The 17,011-nt window shown below is 42.1% G+C and carries 17 protein-coding genes; 5 read left to right on the top strand and 12 right to left on the bottom strand.

Going from position 1 to position 17,011, the window contains the following annotated elements; translation table 11 throughout:
- Both PF479_RS06540 and PF479_RS06535 read left to right on the top strand, forming a co-directional pair.
- Positions 1 to 393, top strand: a 393-nt coding sequence (locus PF479_RS06540; RefSeq protein ID WP_298003812.1) for an adenylyltransferase/cytidyltransferase family protein, incomplete at its 5' end; no start/stop codon positions are given.
- Positions 380 to 1,285 carry a DMT family transporter gene (locus PF479_RS06535; RefSeq protein WP_298003810.1) on the top strand — a complete coding sequence of 302 codons (906 nt, stop codon included), beginning with the start codon at positions 380 to 382 and terminating at the stop codon, positions 1,283 to 1,285. The genes PF479_RS06540 and PF479_RS06535, both read left to right, overlap by 14 nt.
- On the opposite strand, the gene nadA is transcribed toward PF479_RS06535, so the two are convergent.
- The 8 genes from nadA to PF479_RS06495 all read right to left on the bottom strand — a co-directional run bounded on the left by nadA (position 1,254) and on the right by PF479_RS06495 (position 10,164).
- Positions 1,254 to 2,267, bottom strand: coding sequence for a quinolinate synthase NadA (gene nadA, locus PF479_RS06530; RefSeq protein ID WP_298003807.1), 1,014 nt, complete (start codon positions 2,265 to 2,267; stop codon positions 1,254 to 1,256). The two genes, PF479_RS06535 and nadA, sit on opposite strands and share 32 nt — an antisense overlap.
- 92 nt (positions 2,268 to 2,359) lie before the next feature.
- Positions 2,360 to 3,454 carry an AI-2E family transporter gene (locus tag PF479_RS06525; protein ID WP_298003805.1) on the bottom strand — a complete coding sequence of 365 codons (1,095 nt, stop codon included), beginning with the start codon at positions 3,452 to 3,454 and terminating at the stop codon, positions 2,360 to 2,362.
- Positions 3,455 to 3,560: 106 nt separating this feature from the next.
- Positions 3,561 to 4,331 carry a hypothetical protein gene (locus PF479_RS06520; protein WP_298003802.1) on the bottom strand — a complete coding sequence of 257 codons (771 nt, stop codon included), beginning with the start codon at positions 4,329 to 4,331 and terminating at the stop codon, positions 3,561 to 3,563.
- A 70-nt stretch (positions 4,332 to 4,401) separates the two neighbouring features.
- Complete coding sequence (locus PF479_RS06515; RefSeq protein ID WP_298003799.1) at positions 4,402 to 6,561, bottom strand: sodium-translocating pyrophosphatase; 2,160 nt, start codon at positions 6,559 to 6,561, stop codon at positions 4,402 to 4,404.
- Positions 6,562 to 6,630: 69 nt separating this feature from the next.
- The gene (locus PF479_RS06510) at positions 6,631 to 7,524 is read right to left on the bottom strand and encodes a hypothetical protein (protein WP_298003796.1); all 894 of its coding nucleotides are present in this window, start codon (positions 7,522 to 7,524) and stop codon (positions 6,631 to 6,633) included.
- A gap of 1 nt (position 7,525) precedes the next feature.
- Positions 7,526 to 8,569, bottom strand: coding sequence for an MlaD family protein (locus PF479_RS06505; protein WP_298003794.1), 1,044 nt, complete (start codon positions 8,567 to 8,569; stop codon positions 7,526 to 7,528).
- Position 8,570: 1 nt separating this feature from the next.
- Complete coding sequence (locus PF479_RS06500) at positions 8,571 to 9,377, bottom strand: ATP-binding cassette domain-containing protein (RefSeq protein ID WP_298003792.1); 807 nt, start codon at positions 9,375 to 9,377, stop codon at positions 8,571 to 8,573.
- Positions 9,378 to 9,387: 10 nt separating this feature from the next.
- On the bottom strand, positions 9,388 to 10,164 hold the full coding sequence (locus PF479_RS06495) for an ABC transporter permease (RefSeq protein WP_298003790.1): 777 nt from the start codon (positions 10,162 to 10,164) through the stop codon (positions 9,388 to 9,390).
- A gap of 94 nt (positions 10,165 to 10,258) precedes the next feature.
- On the opposite strand from PF479_RS06495, the gene PF479_RS06490 reads away from it, so the two are divergent.
- The 3 genes from PF479_RS06490 (at position 10,259) to PF479_RS06480 (ending at position 13,281) form a co-directional block, all read left to right on the top strand.
- Complete coding sequence (locus PF479_RS06490) at positions 10,259 to 11,569, top strand: hypothetical protein (protein WP_298003788.1); 1,311 nt, start codon at positions 10,259 to 10,261, stop codon at positions 11,567 to 11,569.
- Between the two features lie 175 nt (positions 11,570 to 11,744).
- Positions 11,745 to 11,939: a hypothetical protein gene (locus PF479_RS06485; RefSeq protein WP_298003785.1), complete on the top strand. Its 195-nt coding sequence runs from the start codon at positions 11,745 to 11,747 to the stop codon at positions 11,937 to 11,939.
- Positions 11,940 to 12,018: 79 nt separating this feature from the next.
- On the top strand, positions 12,019 to 13,281 hold the full coding sequence (locus PF479_RS06480) for a M48 family metallopeptidase (RefSeq protein WP_298003782.1): 1,263 nt from the start codon (positions 12,019 to 12,021) through the stop codon (positions 13,279 to 13,281).
- Here the strand turns inward: PF479_RS06480 and PF479_RS06475 are convergent.
- Genes PF479_RS06475 through serC form a run of 4 tightly spaced genes read right to left on the bottom strand, consistent with a single transcriptional unit; the run spans position 13,269 to position 16,934 of the window.
- A complete protein-coding gene (locus tag PF479_RS06475; RefSeq protein WP_298003779.1) occupies positions 13,269 to 14,006 on the bottom strand; it encodes a YdcF family protein in 738 nt (245 codons plus the stop codon). The genes PF479_RS06480 and PF479_RS06475 overlap by 13 nt on opposite strands.
- A 56-nt stretch (positions 14,007 to 14,062) precedes the next feature.
- Complete coding sequence (locus PF479_RS06470; RefSeq protein ID WP_298003776.1) at positions 14,063 to 15,355, bottom strand: DUF1015 domain-containing protein; 1,293 nt, start codon at positions 15,353 to 15,355, stop codon at positions 14,063 to 14,065.
- A 13-nt stretch (positions 15,356 to 15,368) separates the two neighbouring features.
- Positions 15,369 to 15,806: an Lrp/AsnC family transcriptional regulator gene (locus PF479_RS06465; protein ID WP_298003773.1), complete on the bottom strand. Its 438-nt coding sequence runs from the start codon at positions 15,804 to 15,806 to the stop codon at positions 15,369 to 15,371.
- A 42-nt stretch (positions 15,807 to 15,848) separates the two neighbouring features.
- Positions 15,849 to 16,934, bottom strand: coding sequence for a phosphoserine transaminase (serC, locus tag PF479_RS06460; RefSeq protein WP_298003770.1), 1,086 nt, complete (start codon positions 16,932 to 16,934; stop codon positions 15,849 to 15,851).
- Between the last annotated feature and the right edge of the window lie 77 nt (positions 16,935 to 17,011).

The following is a 17,011-nucleotide window of genomic DNA, read 5'->3' as shown; positions in this document are numbered from 1 at the left end:
CCAGGACATGAATATTTTCTGCAAAAAGCAAAAGAATATGGCGACAGACTCATCGTTGTTGTTGCCAGAGATAGTTTTGTAGAGTCATTCAAAAAGAAGAGTCCCCTTCATGATGAATTGAGCAGACTCCATTTTATTCAGAATCATCCTCTTGTGACTGAAGCCTGTCTTGCGGATGAGCAAATTGGAGGATTTTCCATCCTGAACAGGATTAGACCTGACATTATCTGTCTGGGACATGATCAGCAGGCTCTGGCGGAAAGCATTCATGAATGGATGAAGCACTCTGATCACCATTACAAAGTGAAACATCTCAAACCTTATAATAGAGATAAATACAGCTCTACCCTGTTGAATAAAATTAAGGATCAGTTTCACCATGAAAAAAAATGAATCCCGCTTTTTCCTGCTTATGATTCTTGCCATGAGTCTCTGGGCCGGCAGCTGGGTTTCAGCCAAAATGATTGCGTCTGAAATCAATCCGGGGTTGATCGTGTTTTGGCGCTTTTTGATTACATTTGTATCCTTCCTTCCTTTTCTTCTATTCAAGATAAAAAAAATAACATCTCCTGACAGACGATCTCTTGCCTTCAGTCTGGGAGCATCTCTTTTCATCTGTCTGTATAACATCCTCTTTCTTTTAGGCCTGAAAGGATCACTCGCCGGTAAGGGAGGAGTGATGGTCACAACGCTGAATCCCCTGATAACCTACCTTTTATCATCTTTTCTGTTTAGACAAAAAATCATGGGGGATCAAAAAACAGGACTGTTCTTAGGATTGACTGGTGGTCTGCTATTGATGGAACCCTGGAAATGGGAAACAGGAGCTCTGGTTCAAAGTCACAATCTTCTTTTTCTCGGCTGTGCTTTTTGTTGGTCTGTACTGACTTTGATGAGCCAGCAGGCTCAAAAAAAAATGCACCCTCTCTGGTTTAATTCCATTTTATACGGTTTTGGAACCCTTCTCATGGCATTCTTTCTACCCAGAGAATGGATTGATTTAAGCCTCAAAATCCCGACAGTCGGTTGGGTAAATATAATTTATCTGGCCTTATTTGCCGGTACCATTGGTGCAGGAGTCTATTTTTTGGCAGCGTCCCGTCTGGGGGCGTCAAAAGCCAGTACAATGACCTTTTTGATCCCTGTACTGGCTCTCTTATTGGGTCGAATCATTCTGGGGGAAAGAGCAGAATGGAATACATTAGCCGGAGGTGCTTTATCCATTACCGCCGTTCTCATCATCAATGATAAAATCAGGATTCCGCGATTTCAAACATCCGATTGATGCATTTCAGAGCTCGATCCTGTACCCCTATATCTATTTGAACATAGTCCGAGGGAGTCGGGTTTTTTAATACACGGAGTATACCTTCAAGGGTATTTGACTTCATGTATTTGCAGAGTGAACAGCTACCCACAAATTTTCTTCCCGGCAATTCTGCTTCAATTCTTGAAATGAGGCCGCACTCTGTGAGCATCAGAAAATGACCATCTTTCTGATGCTTGACAAAATTATAGAGTTGGGATGTACTGCCTACAAAATCAGCCTTCTCAAGAACCGAGGGCCCGCATTCGGGATGGACCAGCACCGACAGATCCTTGTATTTCTCCCTGAGAGCATCAACGAGGGATGCGTCATACTCTTCATGAACATAACAGGTTCCGTTCCAGACCTTAATATCTTTCTTCACACCCCTCTTTTCCATCTCATCAATGACATTCTGGCCCATCAGCTTATCAGGGACAAAATAAATTTTATCAGAAGGATATTTTTCAACAATATTGTAAACGTTGGAAGATGTTACACAGGCATCACACTCTGCCTTCACATCGGCATTTGTATTTATATAACAGAGGAAGGCATAGCCGGGATTCTCTTTTTTCAGCTTACGGACATCCTCTGCTGTAATGCTGTCGGCCAGAGAACAGGCTGGATCGGTACCGGGAATCAGAACCTCTTTATCCGGACTCAGAATCTTAGCTGTTTCACCCATGAAGCGAACCGCCGCAAAAATGATCCTTTTCTCATCTGCATCCCGGGCATTCTTACTCAGTTCGTAGGAATCTCCTACATAATCAGCCACTGCATAAATGATATTTGATTTGACATAGGAATGAGCCAGTACGATTGTATTCGTCTGCTTCTTCAATTCCTCTATTTCATTAATTATTGGAAAATAATGCTCACAAACAGATCTGAGGTGGTCCTCAGGCATTTCTCCAAATTGAATCAGATTGAATTTTTCATATAAAGAATCAACAGTCATTGGTTTTACTCCTGTATAATTTCAGGATGCATTATAAGGGATAGAGTCGGGCTGTTCAACGTCTGATTCAATAAAGAGAAAGAATAAAGAGTTTATTCTTTTTTCCTGAAGAAGGGTCTTTTGTTACGGGAAGGTTTTGCAGGCTTTTCAGGATAACCCATGATTCTGGCAATCATACTCCAGGATCGTGACTTTTCAAGCATCAGTTTCATGCTGACCGACAGTGGAACAGACAGGAGCATGCCGGGGATTCCCCAGATAACTCCCCAGAAGACAAGACCGAAGAGAACTGTAACAGTATTGAGGCGGAGGCGGTTTCCCATGATCCGGGGATCCAGGAAGTTGCCTATGATCATCTGATTTACTCCTAAAAGAATGAGGAGAAGAAGAACCTTATTGTAACTGTCAAACAGGATCAACCCCATAAGGGAAGGTAAGATTGTGGCAATGATTGAACCGATACTGGGAATGAAATTTAAGATAAAGGTCAAAAATCCCCAGAAAAAAGCAAATTTAAGTCCCAGTATCGTACAGATCACCCAGGTGATTGTCCCGGTAACAAGACTAAGAATTGTTTTTATTATCATATAGGTGGAAACATTTTTTTGAATGGTTTCATAATCTCTCAGGAGAGACTCATTTTCACCTCCTACATATCTGAGAAAGCTTTGATAATGACTCATTCCCGGCAGAAGGAATAAAAAATAGAGAGTGAACATCAGGAAGGAAGAGCCAAAACTGCTGGCTCCTCGTAATATTCCGCTGGCAGCCGTGGTAATCATATTTCTGTCTAATAGATTATTCAGGCCTTCCTGAATCGTCAGGAGATCCAGATTCAAATATGGAAGGCTGGTCAGGATTCCGGCAATAGCAAGGAATTTTGTTTCCAGCTGATTGATCAGAAAATCCTGCTGTCCGATAATTTCATTGATGGTGGATATAAAAATATTGGCAACGACAAGGATGACCGCCAGAGTAAATACAGCAATAAACGTGACTATAAGACCCATGGGAATTCTTTTTGCTTCCAGATAAAGAACAATAGGAAGGTATAAGATACTCAACAACAAGGCCATGACAAGGGGCAGCATGATTCCTGCCAGGGATTGCATGATAAAGAGTCCTACCACAAGGACAAGCATCAATAAGAGATTTCTGATGAAAAAAAATTCCTGATGAATATCCATGATTCTCTCCGATTTGTATTTAATTGTTATTATATACAGAGAATATAAAATTTGACATATAAACCCGAACATCAAATATTCGGGTTTATAAGGAACTTATTGTTGATTAAAAAATTTGGGACGATTTAGCCCAGTCATAGTTCTTTTTCTTCAGTTCTTCACGGGAGGGAAAAGCATACATGACAAGCCCATCCTGGGTAGCCGCATAAAATCCATTATCAATAATCTGATAAAATGAAGTACTGAAATTGGATCTGTCTACGATCTTTGTCATTTTACCTTTACCCGACTGGAGAGAGTGGATACATTCTTTCAGATGCTCCAGATTCCTGTTATAAATTTGACCGACATTCCCTGAGTTTTCTATGTCATCTGGATTTCCTGCAGCTAAATCTGCAAAAAAGATTGTTGGGGCATGTACTTTATTCAGGGGATCCGTCAGGAAATCACCAAAGTTCTTTGGATCCAGCGTACTGACTGCCAGAGGTGACATGGGACAATACTCCCTGTATAGAGCGTATCCGGTCCAATTCAGGGGGGGTGTATAATCACCCTTTTCAATAGCAAGGGAGCGCCCGTCTTTTGTAACAAGATAGAGTGTGCTCATTGCATCAAGGGGAATATTTTCAAGGGCACGGTAAACAGACAGGTAAAGGGATCTTTTAGGCCTGCCGTCTGAATGGGGAATGCATTTCTTATCAGCAAAATCCCAGTCAAAAAATGTACCGAATCCGCCGTTTATTTCCATAAACATGAGTTGTTCTGCGGCAGCCTTGGTATCACCCAGAGCCATATAGGATCCAAACTGCTCAGGTTCGAGCTGTGATGCGATCATTGCTTCCATGGGAAAGAGAGTAAGATAATAATGTAAAGCCATTTAAAGCCTCCTTGGAATCGCCGGTTCATTTTGAAAACCGGCTGATAATTCAAATATAAGATGAAGAAACTTATCCCAGCAATGAAAAAAGATTAAACTTACTGAAAATGGATACTGAGATCAGGGATATTACCGCCATGATCTTGATGAGGATGTCCAGAGAGGGACCAACCGTGTCTTTGAGAGGATCACCTACGGTATCACCGATAACTCCGGCTGAATGAGCATCAGAACCTTTACCGCCGAAATGTCCGTTCTCGATATATTTTTTACCATTGTCCCAGGCCCCTCCGGCATTCGCCGTGAACAATGCCAGCATTATGGCGCTTAAGGTTGTCCCGATGAGCAGTCCGCCTACAAATTCAGGACCGAAGATAAAACCGCTTAACAATGGTACAACGACTGAGATCAGGGCGGGAAGCTTCATTTCCCGGAGTGCTCCTGCAGAAGAGATAGAAATGCACTCTTTATAATCAGGTAACTCTTCTCCCGTCAGTATCCCCGGTTTTTCGGCAAACTGACGTCGTACTTCCTGAACCATATTACGTGCCGCATTGGCAACCGATTCTATCAGAATCCCCGAGAACAGATAGGGTAATGCCGCTCCAATGAGTGCTCCGGCCAGGGTCATTGTATTGATCATATTCAAGACAAGATCAACCCCCTCTGCTGCTTGCGGACCGGCCTGGGCGTATAGAAAAGAAGCAAAAAGAGACAGTGCCGCCAGAGCCGCAGAACCAATGGCAAAGCCTTTACCAATGGCCGCGGTTGTGTTTCCAACGGCATCCAGCTCATCAGTAATTTCCCGAACATCAGAATCCAGATGAGTCATTTCGCTGATTCCGCCGGCATTGTCTGCGATTGGACCATAGGTATCTACAGAAACAGTCATGGTTACAAAAGAAAGCATACCGATGGCAGCCATGGCGACTCCATAGAGACCTGAAATAGAATGGGCCCCAATGATGGCTACTCCCAGTATCATGACAGGCCCGATTACAGATTTCATTCCCACAGCCATTCCCTGGGTTATAGTGAGGGCTGCCCCTTCCAGAGAAGCCGCGGCAATACCTTTTGTCGGTTTATAATCATAGCTTGTATACCGTTCGGCAAGCTGCCCGATAAAAATCCCGCTGACGACTCCCAGCACAGCACAGAGCCAGGGAGACAGTGCTCCCAGTTTAAAACCGGCTGAACTTAAATCCATATTTTTAAACACGAACCAGGTCAATACTGCGGTTAAAATAATCGTGAGACCGGCAGCAATGAAGGTGGCTTTATTCAATTCAGAGTGAGGTTTTTTTGAAACATTACTTTTCAGAAGGACAAAAATACCAATCATGGATGAAACAAGACCGGCTGCTGCAAAAATCAGGGGATAGGAAATAAGCTTGGTTACAAGCTCTCCGGTAACAGGATTTGCAGAATGACCGCTTGTAAAATAGATATAGGATGCCAGAACCATGGCCGAAATGACAGCTCCTACAAAACTCTCCAGCAGGTCTGATCCTAAACCGGCAACATCACCGACATTATCACCCACGTTATCGGCAATGGTTGCCGGGTTACGGGGATCATCCTCAGGTATACCAGCCTCGGTTTTACCAACCAGGTCGGCTCCCATATCAGCAGCTTTGGTATAAATGCCACCACCGACCCTGTTAAACATGGCAATGATGGAGCATCCCAGGGCATAGCCGGATACTGTCATGGTAAAGGGTATATCATTGATTCCCAGCCAATTGGTTTTAATGACCAGATGAGCAGGATCGGTCTGCCCCAGAAGGATCCCGAAAACATAATAGATGACGGCCAGTCCCAGCAGTGAAAAACCACCGACACAGAGACCCATGACGCTCCCGCCCTGAAAGGCAACCTTCAGGGTAGCACCGATGTCCTTGGTAACATTGGCAGTGTTTGAAACTCTAACATTTGCAATTGTGGCGATCTTCATTCCAATCCAACCGGCACTGGCGCTCATGATGGCTCCCAGGATAAAGGCCACACAGGCATACCATGAAACCACGACCAGAAGAAGAATGGCAATAATTATAACAATTTTCAGGATAAGGGAATATTCTAGACGTAAAAATGCGTCAGATCCCTCCTGTATGGCACTGGCAATGGACTGCATTTCTTTTGATCCGGCGTCTTTCTTTTTGACAGCCGAAAAGTTAATAGCAGCAAAGGCCAATGCAGCAATAATAGCGATAACAATAAATCCGAACATATCTGCATCCTTTAGAAACATATTTGTGTTGGATATATTTTATCTGAGATAGGTTTTAATGACAATGTATTAGAATGCGTCGGTATCCTTTATCCAGGGACTCCCATTTTCAAGATTTTGTAGTTTTTCAAGCAGTTTTTCTGGAATATCATTACGATTCGCCCCCTTCTGTACCAGGTATGAGCGTTGGAAATAATGATTTGCTTTTTCGTTTTCCCCTATTTTTTCATATATCAGTCCTAAACCATACAAGTCCTGTGCAATTCCGGGTGTGTTTTCAATAAATTTATCTTTTTCTAATGCGTAGGTCATGGATATGGCCGCTTCCTCTTCTCTGCCGCTGAGTGAAAGAACAGAGGCCCTGATATAATAATCACTGGCCAGCTCGGATAGATAATTCCCCTTCTGATCTCTTTCCAAAGCCTTTTCTATGGCAATCAGAGCCTGGTCATAGTCTTTCATTGCTTTTAAAACTACAGCTCTGATCCTCCAGACCTCGCCGGCTTCTTCCCCTTTTAATTTATCTATGTTCTTCAACACATCATCATTCAATTGAAGAGCAGACTTTGGCGTATCATTAAACAGGAACCATTCGGTTTTGCGGTTGAGCACTAGAGTATTCAATTCCAGAGATTCAATCTCGGTCATTAAATCGACAGCCTGATCCAGATAAATCTTTGCACGAACTGACTCTTTCATTCGGTCACTGGCTCTGCTCAGATGAACCAGTGATTTCACCATTCCCTCCTGCCAGTCAACCGAAGAGGAAAGAGTAAATGCATTCATGTATTGATGGAGAGCCGATTCATAGTTGTCCCAGGTATATTCACGATGACCCCTCTCAAGATACACAGCGGCCTGGTCTTTCTGGGTGTTCACTGCCTGAACTCGTGCTTCCTTGGGAATGGAAGAACAGGCGGTCAAAAGGATCGTTACAATAATCATAAGGATTCTCTGTTTCATCCTAAAACTCCTCATCCCGTAGTGCTCCATGCTGATAAGAAGCACTGGTTTCTTCAGTAATTCCTTTTCTGAGGAGTGGATTATTGCTCAAACCTTCAAGTACTTTTTTACCCTCTTTTATAGCAGCAGTGGTTTCATCTAAAACACCGTTCAGTTCAGGGGTAATTCCTTTGAGGTCATTTGTCATGGAAGACAGGTTTTCAAGGTTTGTATGGATTTCTTCAAGAATTCCGTCTATGTGTTTGTATATCTGGTTATCATCATTGAGAAGAGTGTCAAAGGATCCGCTGGGATCCAACAGGGTCGGTACAAGACCGGTAGGATCTTCAAGATTTGACATAAGGATGCTCAGGGAGGCAGTCATTTTCTGGACTTCAATCAATATGGATTCAACCGCTGGCAGAATTGTATTGATCTCAGCTGTTGTCCCTTCCAGATTAACAAGCATTCCCCCTAAAGGACCGCTCTGATTTCCCGCCAGAGCACTTTCAATTTGCTCCAGTATCCCTGTCATTGAAAAGATCATGTTGTCCACACCCAGAAGGATGGGATTAATATTTTCCATAATCGCAGTAATGGCATCCTCCCCCCCGGGAATATCTGCCTTACCGCTCAATAACAGTTCTTTTCCCTCCCTGGATTGATTGGAGGGAATATAGCTGAACTCCTCCAGGAGTGAATCAGAAGACAATCCGGGATAAAAATTAAGACCACCTCCCAGACCAAGGGGATTCGATGCCAATTCTAGGACCGAATCAACAGTGACTTTATTGATAAAGGTGTCATAAATAATGAATGTCACATCTACCTTATTCTGATCATTCAGGGTAATGCGTTTAATTTTTCCAATCTCAAATCCTCTGAGTTTAAGGGGCATGCCCACACTCAGGCCGGTAGCACTGAAAAAACGGGAGTAATATTCATAATCCCGGGCAAACCATCGGCGGTTGATACTGGTGACAACAAGAGATGAACTGATAAAAACGACAGCTATAAGGATAAATAGCCCGACAAATTTATCAGCATGTCTGAATCCAAATTTCATTTTATTCTTCCTGTACTAAACTATGATGGGTTTCGGTGTTCAGATCAACACTTTCTTTTTGATCTGTTGACCGGTCTTCAATAAAATTAAGCCAGTTTACATTTTCAGATTTCATACAGGCATCGATACTGTCGTAGAGTTCGACCTTCCTGTCGTTCATGAAAACAATATAATCTCCCAGAGATTTTGCCAGTGTCAGATCATGAGTCACAACCAGGATCGTTTTTCCCTCTTTCTTAAATTTGAATAAGGCCTTAATCAACTGAAGTGCTCCCTTCCGGTCTATAAAAGAAGTGGGCTCATCAAAAAAAAGTATATCCGGATTGGATATGACGGCACGGAGGTAAGAAATAATTTTTCGTTCTCCTGCAGAGAGTGTGGCGGGTCTGCTATTCATTTCCGAGATCATATTGAATTCAATCAAACTATCCCTGACCTTTCTTTCCACATCTAAGGCTGCACTTGAGGGGTCTGAAATCACCAGAGGTAGAGTCAGATTTTGCTGAATATTCATATTCGCCCAGAGAGCTCCATCCTGGAACATAAAACCCGTATGCTGCTGCATTCGGGCATATTCTTTCTGATTCAATTTATAGAGAGACTTTTCACCATATAAGACCTGCCCGCTGGAGATAGGAGTTAATCCCGCTGCAATTTTCAAAAGTGTGGATTTGCCGCTTCCCGACCCGCCCATCAGAACCGTAACGGCAGATGGTTTAAACTCGAGGGAAATCGACTCAACTATTGGATCAAGTCCATCGTGGAGACTCACATCATCAAGGATAATAGGCACTTCATTCCAATTCAATCCAGTACTCCTATAAACGTGTGACTATGACAAGGATAGCGTCGGCTATGATACACAGGGTGATACTCGTTCCTATGGATTTAATTGTCTTCTGAGGAACTTCGGTAACGGCTCTACTAACGTTAAATCCGTAATAGATGGAAACAACAGCAATTATAAATCCAAAAATAATGCTCTTAAGGAAGGCAGAGAGAATATCTGCCGGAGTAAGCGCATTAACAAGATGTATAAGATAGTCACGAAAAGGAATATCATGAATGAGAGATGCAACCAGGTAGGAACCTAATAATCCGAAAAGATTAAAATAAATATTTAGAAATAGCATTGCCAGAATGACACCATAAAGCCTGGGGACTCCCAGATAGGACACAGGATGGATACCCACAGACATATATGCCTCCATTTCATGGGATATTACCATGTTACCGAGTTCGGTAGTGATGGCACTGCCTGACCGGGCTGTTATAATGAAGGCGGTCAACATGGGGCCGAGTTCACGGGTAATCACCAGAATCAGGATTGTGTACATAAGATCACTCTGACCAAACATAGGGAGTAAGGCGACACCCTGTATGATGATGACCGCACCAATTCCCAATGATATAAGAGCAATCACAGAGAGAGCCTCAACACCGGTAAAATAGATCTGCATGATCAGAACATTGAATCCGACCTTCTTGGTCCAGGGGAAATGAATTGTTTCCTTGAGTAAAAAAAGAAAAAAGTTGAAAGCATAGCTGCTTCCTTTTACCTTCTCCCGAAACCATCGCCCCATTGATTCGATCATAAACATATCTTAATAATAAAACATCTTATCTGCAACAAGGTTCAAATCATAATTTTTTACTCGCATTAAAAAACCAATCCCGCTATTATGTTTTATGATTTCAGGAGTCCCTTCCGGGAAATTCAGCGCCCTTTTAGTCATTACAATCCTTCTCATTTTTTGGAATGTTCCTCTTTTTGGAGAAGATTTATCCGGGAAACTGATACGCATTGATCATGTCGTCTACAATATTGACGGAAATACGAGAGTGAATGCTCTCGTTAAAGATCTGAATTGGGAATATGGACGTGTTTTTTCTTCGGTTTATCAATTGGACTCGTACCTTCAGAAACAGCGGCAAACCCTTATAAATAAAAAAGTATTTCAAACAGTTCTGACCTCTTATCACATCATAAAATCGGAAGAGCTGATTATGGATGTTGAAGTCACTGTGACACTTGAAGATTCCTGGACCTTTCTCCCCATTCCTGTTTATACTTTTGATGATAATCTGGGGCTCGTAATGGGTTTGGGCCTTGATTACAAAAATGTCGCCGGGACACTGACCAATTTTAAATTGACCAGTTACTATTCTGATTTAAAATCCGAAATCATAGCAGACTGGACAAAACTTCGTGCAGGATCACTCTTTCTTGATCTCCGTTTCAATCAATTATGGGAAACTATTAAGACTGCAGATTCCAATGGAAACGTGGATCTCGAATACAGTTATATTCAAACTGAATTCAGAATCAGTATCAATTTCCCAATTATTCCGAGCCTTCAATATTCAGCCCGCCCTATTTTAAGATGGCCCTATGCATATAATTTTATTTACAACTCAACAGATTTCGAAAACAGCCAGTTCACCCTGACCGGGACTGTCCCGGCCTATAATCATTTTCTGCAATGGGACAGTGTGAACTGGATTGGATCACTCAGACAGGGAATAAATGCCAGTATTGAAAATCAGATAGAATATGATTATCAAAAAGGCCGGTTTGTATCATGGGTTGACAGCAAATTTAAAACATATCTCTATACCCCCGTCATCAGCTATAATGCGAGAATTTCAAGCTTTTACTATTACAATGATTTCAAACGAAATGCTGGAGATAGGTTGAGGGGCATCCTAGATTATAAACTCGATGGAGATCGGGGACTATATTTGAATCAGAGCTTTCCCTTCAATGCCGTATCAATTGAAAAAATCGGAGATCTTCAGATTTCTCCCTTTATAGATATGGGATTTGTAAAAAGAAGGAATGAACAACTTGTAAAAAATGACATCCAATACACCGCCGGAATCGCAATTATTCTGTTTCCTGCCATTCTCAGCAGTTTCTCTCTTACAATGGATGCGGGTATTAACCTTCGAGAACCCGGTGAAACTGAAATTGGTATCAATTCTCTTCTCTATTTCTGACAGCTTAAAGGTTTAGCAGGATTGACTTTTTAATAGACTGTCGATATAGTTTTCTAGTTAAAATATGGTTTTTCTGTGTTTTCAGTATTGATGCAAACAGTAGTATATTTAACAATTAATTTATGAAAAACAGATACAGGTATGAGTTACTCATACTATCAGTTAAGGAGAATTTATGTCTAAAGCTCATAGAGGTCAGGGAATCAGGGAATTAATTAAAAGCGGAAGAGGAACTTGTCCCCTTTGCAAAAGAACAGCTATCAAGGTTGTTTATGAAAATGAATTTGAAGGAAAGAAAGTTACTATTTGTAAACAGTGTAAATCTGCTGTTGCAAAAGGCAAGATGAAAGAAGCTATTGCCGCTCTTTAATCATTATAATTCAATAAACCCTGCATAAGCAGGGTTTTTTTTTGCACCCGCATGGGTCCGCCGATGGGAGGTAATAATCGTGTCATCATCCTTAATTCTTATATTGGTCATTTCACTTTTTGTCATTGAGTTTCTTGTATCCTGGTTCCTGAGTATTTTGAATTTAAACAGTACCATAAAAAATCGATCTGAAGTTCCAAAAGCCTTTCAGGAAACAATCAATCAGGAAGGTTATGACAAGTCAGTCAGTTACACTCTTGTTCAGGGTCGTTTCGCATTACTGTCTGCTGCCTGGTCTTTTCTCTTTCTTCTCATCATTGTTTTAACCGGCTTTCCGGGAAAATTAGAAACATTTATGCTGAATATATTACCCGGGGGTACACTGTTCAGTATTCTCTATATTCTTGTGTTCTCTTTCATCTATTCTCTCTCATCCATACCCTTCTCTTTATATTCACAGTTTGTGATAGAAGAGGAATTCGGCTTTAACAAGACGACCCTGTCCCTCTTCCTGACAGATATGATCAAGCAGATGGCCCTCATTCCAGTATTGGCAGTTCCACTCCTGTGGGGGCTCTTCTTTTTTATGGATAAGAGCGGCTCATTCTGGTGGATTTATGCCTCGGCATTTATCATAGTATTCCAGCTGTTTATTCTTTTACTCTACCCGGTACTGATTGCTCCCCTTTTTAATAAATTCACAGCTCTTGAAGATGGGAGTTTAAAAACAAGATTGCAGGGGCTGGCTGAGAGGTGCGGATTTGGAACCACCGGCATATATGTCATGGACGGCAGTAGACGTTCGGGACACAGCAATGCTTATTTTACAGGTCTAGGGAAGTTTAAAAGAATTGTGTTGTTCGACACCCTCATTGAATCTCTCAGTGAAGAGGAACTCGAAGCAGTGCTGGCTCATGAAATAGGGCACAATAAGCTGAAACATATTCCAAAACGACTGGTTGTCAGCATTATCAGTCTGACAGGCACTCTCTTTGTAACCAGCCTTTGTCTGAACTGGGATGCCCTGTTTCAAGCCTTTACTTTTGCCGAAGGAGGGTATCACTCCATTCTGATTATTCTGATGTTCTGTTCAACTCCTTTTTCATTCTTCTTATCACCCTTGAGTCATTTCTGGTCCAGAAAGCATGAGTATGAAGCCGATGCCTATGCCTGTAGGGCCGTCAGTAACAATAGTGCCCTGGCTCAGGCTCTGTTAATGCTCAGCCGTGAAAATCTTTCCAATCTGACTCCTCATAAGCTCTATAGCACTTTTCATTACAGTCATCCTGTGCTGTCAGAGCGCCTTGCGGCCATAGAAAAAGCTGATACTCACAGTTTGTAGAAGATTCTGTAATACAGGAGTCCCCCGTATTCATGCAGAGCGGTTATGCTGCTCTGCATGGATTCTATTCCGGGGAAAAAATCAATCAGGTTCCAAGCCTTACGATCCAAACGGGTGTCCACAGGACGTATGCCGATAATTCTAAATCCCGCCTTATGAAAGCAGGAAATGCTCCTTTTCATATGAAAGGCCGAAGTAATCAGAATAATATCCCTTGCTTTTGTCTCTTCGGCAGTGAACAGGGCATTCTCATAAGTATTGCGGCTTTTGTCTTCAAGTTGGTATTGATTTGTCGACAATCGGGATCGCATCAATATGGATTCTGCGGCATCGGCTTCGGTGGCGGCTCCTTCTCCTTTGAGCACATTCCCCCCGCTGAATAACAGAGGGATTCCCAATTCATCAGAAAGAAGAATCCCCTCCAGCAGGCGCGCAGTGCCTATGGGAGATAGTCTTGATATGAGTTTCCCCTCTCTATCGGTAGTGAGTATACTGCCTCCCCCCAGAATTACGATAAGCTCAGCCTCCTGCTCTGTATTGTGTCGAGAGGTTTCAATGGCAAAATCAGTCGCATATTTTTCTAAAGGAGACAAAAGGATATCCGAAACAGGACGGATTGACAGCAGATAGAATAAGACCAGCATCAGGCAGGATGAATAAAAGAAGATGTCTCTTTGTTTCTGCTTCCTTGTATGGCCCAGTATTAAAAAAAGAAAAAGAACCACGATAATACATCCTGGAGGAAGGATCATCGCGGTCAGGATTTTTGAAATTAGAAACATCAGGGTATGAGCTTGCGGCATTCAAGATAATAGCGTTTTTCTTCCGCTTCACCTATGGAAAATGTCTTTCGCGGCATAGGTCCTCTCTTGTTAATAAACTGAAAAAAAGTATTTTTATTAATGGGTGCAAGGTAAAATCCGAGATTTCCCGCTGTCTCTGATAAATTCCGCAGAGCAGATTCACCATGTATATAGTCAATTTCTCCACATTTACCCTTCTTCATCCAGGGATCCAGGAATGAATGAAAAGCTTCTGAGGCAAGAGTAGCCTTAGGATCATCCAGGATCAGGAGGCTGCACCCTTCTGATCCAATCATACCCACCGTAAAAGTTCCCTCCTGATTCAGTTTTTCGACCTCCTCTTTCATTTTTTCCCAGGAATCCATCTCCCTTATCACTGTTCCAGGATATGACAGGAAATCGGTCTTGAAATCTGACAGTGGACAATCAAACAATATTCTATGAATGGGTTCGAAACGAACACCTGGATCATGAATATTTTCAATTTCCACCAGGGCATATCTGGCAGGGTGATCCATGTCACCACTCTCATCCCTGATTTTATTCCAGAGTTGTTTGGCAGCTGCGAGGGAATGGTTTCCGTCTCCCACGGCAAATAGAAAATCGGCACGGCTTCTCAATTCATCAAAAATTCCAGAAAGAACATCCAGGTCAGATGCCTTCGAAACCTGAAAACCAGTGAGATGACCGGCATTATCAGCCAGATTAAAATCATAAACCTCATCAAAGGTACTCTTATTCCTCTCAAGATAATTGAACAGTTTATTTTCAGCATCATCCAGAAGAACCAGGATATGAGGAATATCCAACACAGCGTTTTGTCTTATCTGGGCTCTTACAGGAAGTCGTTCCAGGACAGTTCCTTCGGTAGGCCTGATTTGAGCGATGGCCCCAGCTTCGTAACTGTAGGCCTCCAGATCAAGGGCTAGGATCAGACCTTTCCTTTTCTCGGTCCAGGGAGTGGTCCTTTCCAGATAGATAAAGCCTGATCCTGCGGATTTCAAGGTTCCATCATTGAGATAGCGTTCCATGTTTCTATTGATTTCTGGAACTCTTGATTTCGATTCATCCAGATAACATTCAGGAAGAATCAGGTTTACTGTGCTGGCTTCTCCCTTTGTTTGGATCTTGATTTTGTCCCAATAGGAGCTGTCTGAAGAAAACTGATCACAGGCAACAACGGACCATTTCTCCAAAGAGATGGTTTTATTTGGCAGGAGCAATTCGGGAACAGCAATCCCGCAGTTTGCCAGGACTTCTTTGTAATTCATTGTTTTTCCTTAATTATTGAAGGTAGGGTACTTTCAGATTGAAACCTTTATATACAACAAATGTCTCGATGGCTTCAATACTATCTATCCGGGAAAGTTCATTTTTGAGGAATTCAAGCATCTGATGATCTCCTGCCAGTTCAACCGTGACAATCAGATCAAAACGACCTGTCACGACGGATACCGAAAGAACACCCTTGAGACGGCTGATTTCTTCACCCTTGGAGATATAATCCATGGACCTAGTCCGGATTCCAATCATGATTATTTGAAGGTTTTCGATTTCATCTGGATTCACAAAACCACTGATTTCAAGAACACCCTGCTCTTCCATCTTACGAACCCTTGAACGAATCGTATTCTCTGTGACGGCCAGAGTTTCAGCGATGAGTTTATAGGATTTACGGCCATCCCGCAGTTCTCTTAATATTCCTTTATTCAGATCATCCATGTTGAACTCCACTTATCCGGGAGCCTTGAGGCTCCCTCTGAATCAGCTTTTTTCTTTCTGAAACTCATTCATGAAATCCACAAGGGCCATTACATCAGAGATCGGTAGTGAATTGTATATGGATGCCCGGCATCCACCCACAGAGACATGACCTTTCAATCCAACCATCTGTCTCTTTTTGGCTTCAGCTATAAATTCTTTTTCAAGATCAGTTGAATCCAATGTAAATACAACATTCATATCTGAACGAACTGAAACGTCTACAGGTGATTTATAAAAGTTACCGCTCTTATCTATAGTATCATAGATCAACCTGGATTTTTCTTCGTTCCGATTCTGAATAGACTTAAGACCACCATCGGCCTTCACTTTTTGAAGGATCAGACTCATGGCATAAATTGGGAATACAGGAGGTGTGTTGTACAAAGAATCCTTTTTTGCATGAATACGGTAATCCAGGTAGGCTGTAATATCAGGATTACACTTCTCGAGCATATCTTCTCTGATAATGACGATAGCAACACCGCTGGGCCCCAGATTCTTTTGTGCACCAGCATAAATCATACCGAATTTTTCAAATGGAATCGGACGGCTCATTATGTCACTGGACATATCACAGATTATGGGTACATCTCCTGTATCGGGCCAATCCTTCCATTGGATACCGCCGATGGTTTCATTCGAAGTCATATGGAAGTAACTGGCTCCCGGGGTTGCTTTGAGGCTTGCAGGATCTGGAAGACGGGTATAGGATTCGTCCTTACCATCAAAGATAACATTGACTTTTCCCAATTTAATGGCGTCATTATAGGCTTTCTTTGACCAGGCACCCGTCAATGTAAAATCGCAGCTTCTACCACCACTGAGGAAATTCAGGGGTATCATTGAAAACTGCATGGTCGCACCGCCACCAATAAAAAGAATCTTGAAATTATCCGGAACTCCATAGATTTCACGTATCAGATTCAAAGAATTCATATGAACTTCATCATATTCGGGAGATCTGTGACTTGTTTCCATCAGGGACAACCCGGAACCCATGTAATCCACCATATTTTTTTGAATTTCTTCCAAAATTGAAATAGGTAATACTGAGGGACCAGCATAAAAATTCTTTGCGTGACTCATTCTTTTAACTCCTTCATAATTTTCTGATTCTTTTTAATATTTTTAAGATTTCACCAATGATCAAAAGAAATAACCCT

Source organism: Oceanispirochaeta sp., from assembly GCF_027859075.1.
In the GTDB taxonomy this organism is placed as follows: domain Bacteria; phylum Spirochaetota; class Spirochaetia; order DSM-2461; family DSM-2461; genus Oceanispirochaeta.
Note: the sequence above shows the minus strand (reverse complement) of the source record. Positions and strands in the feature narration are given on the sequence as shown.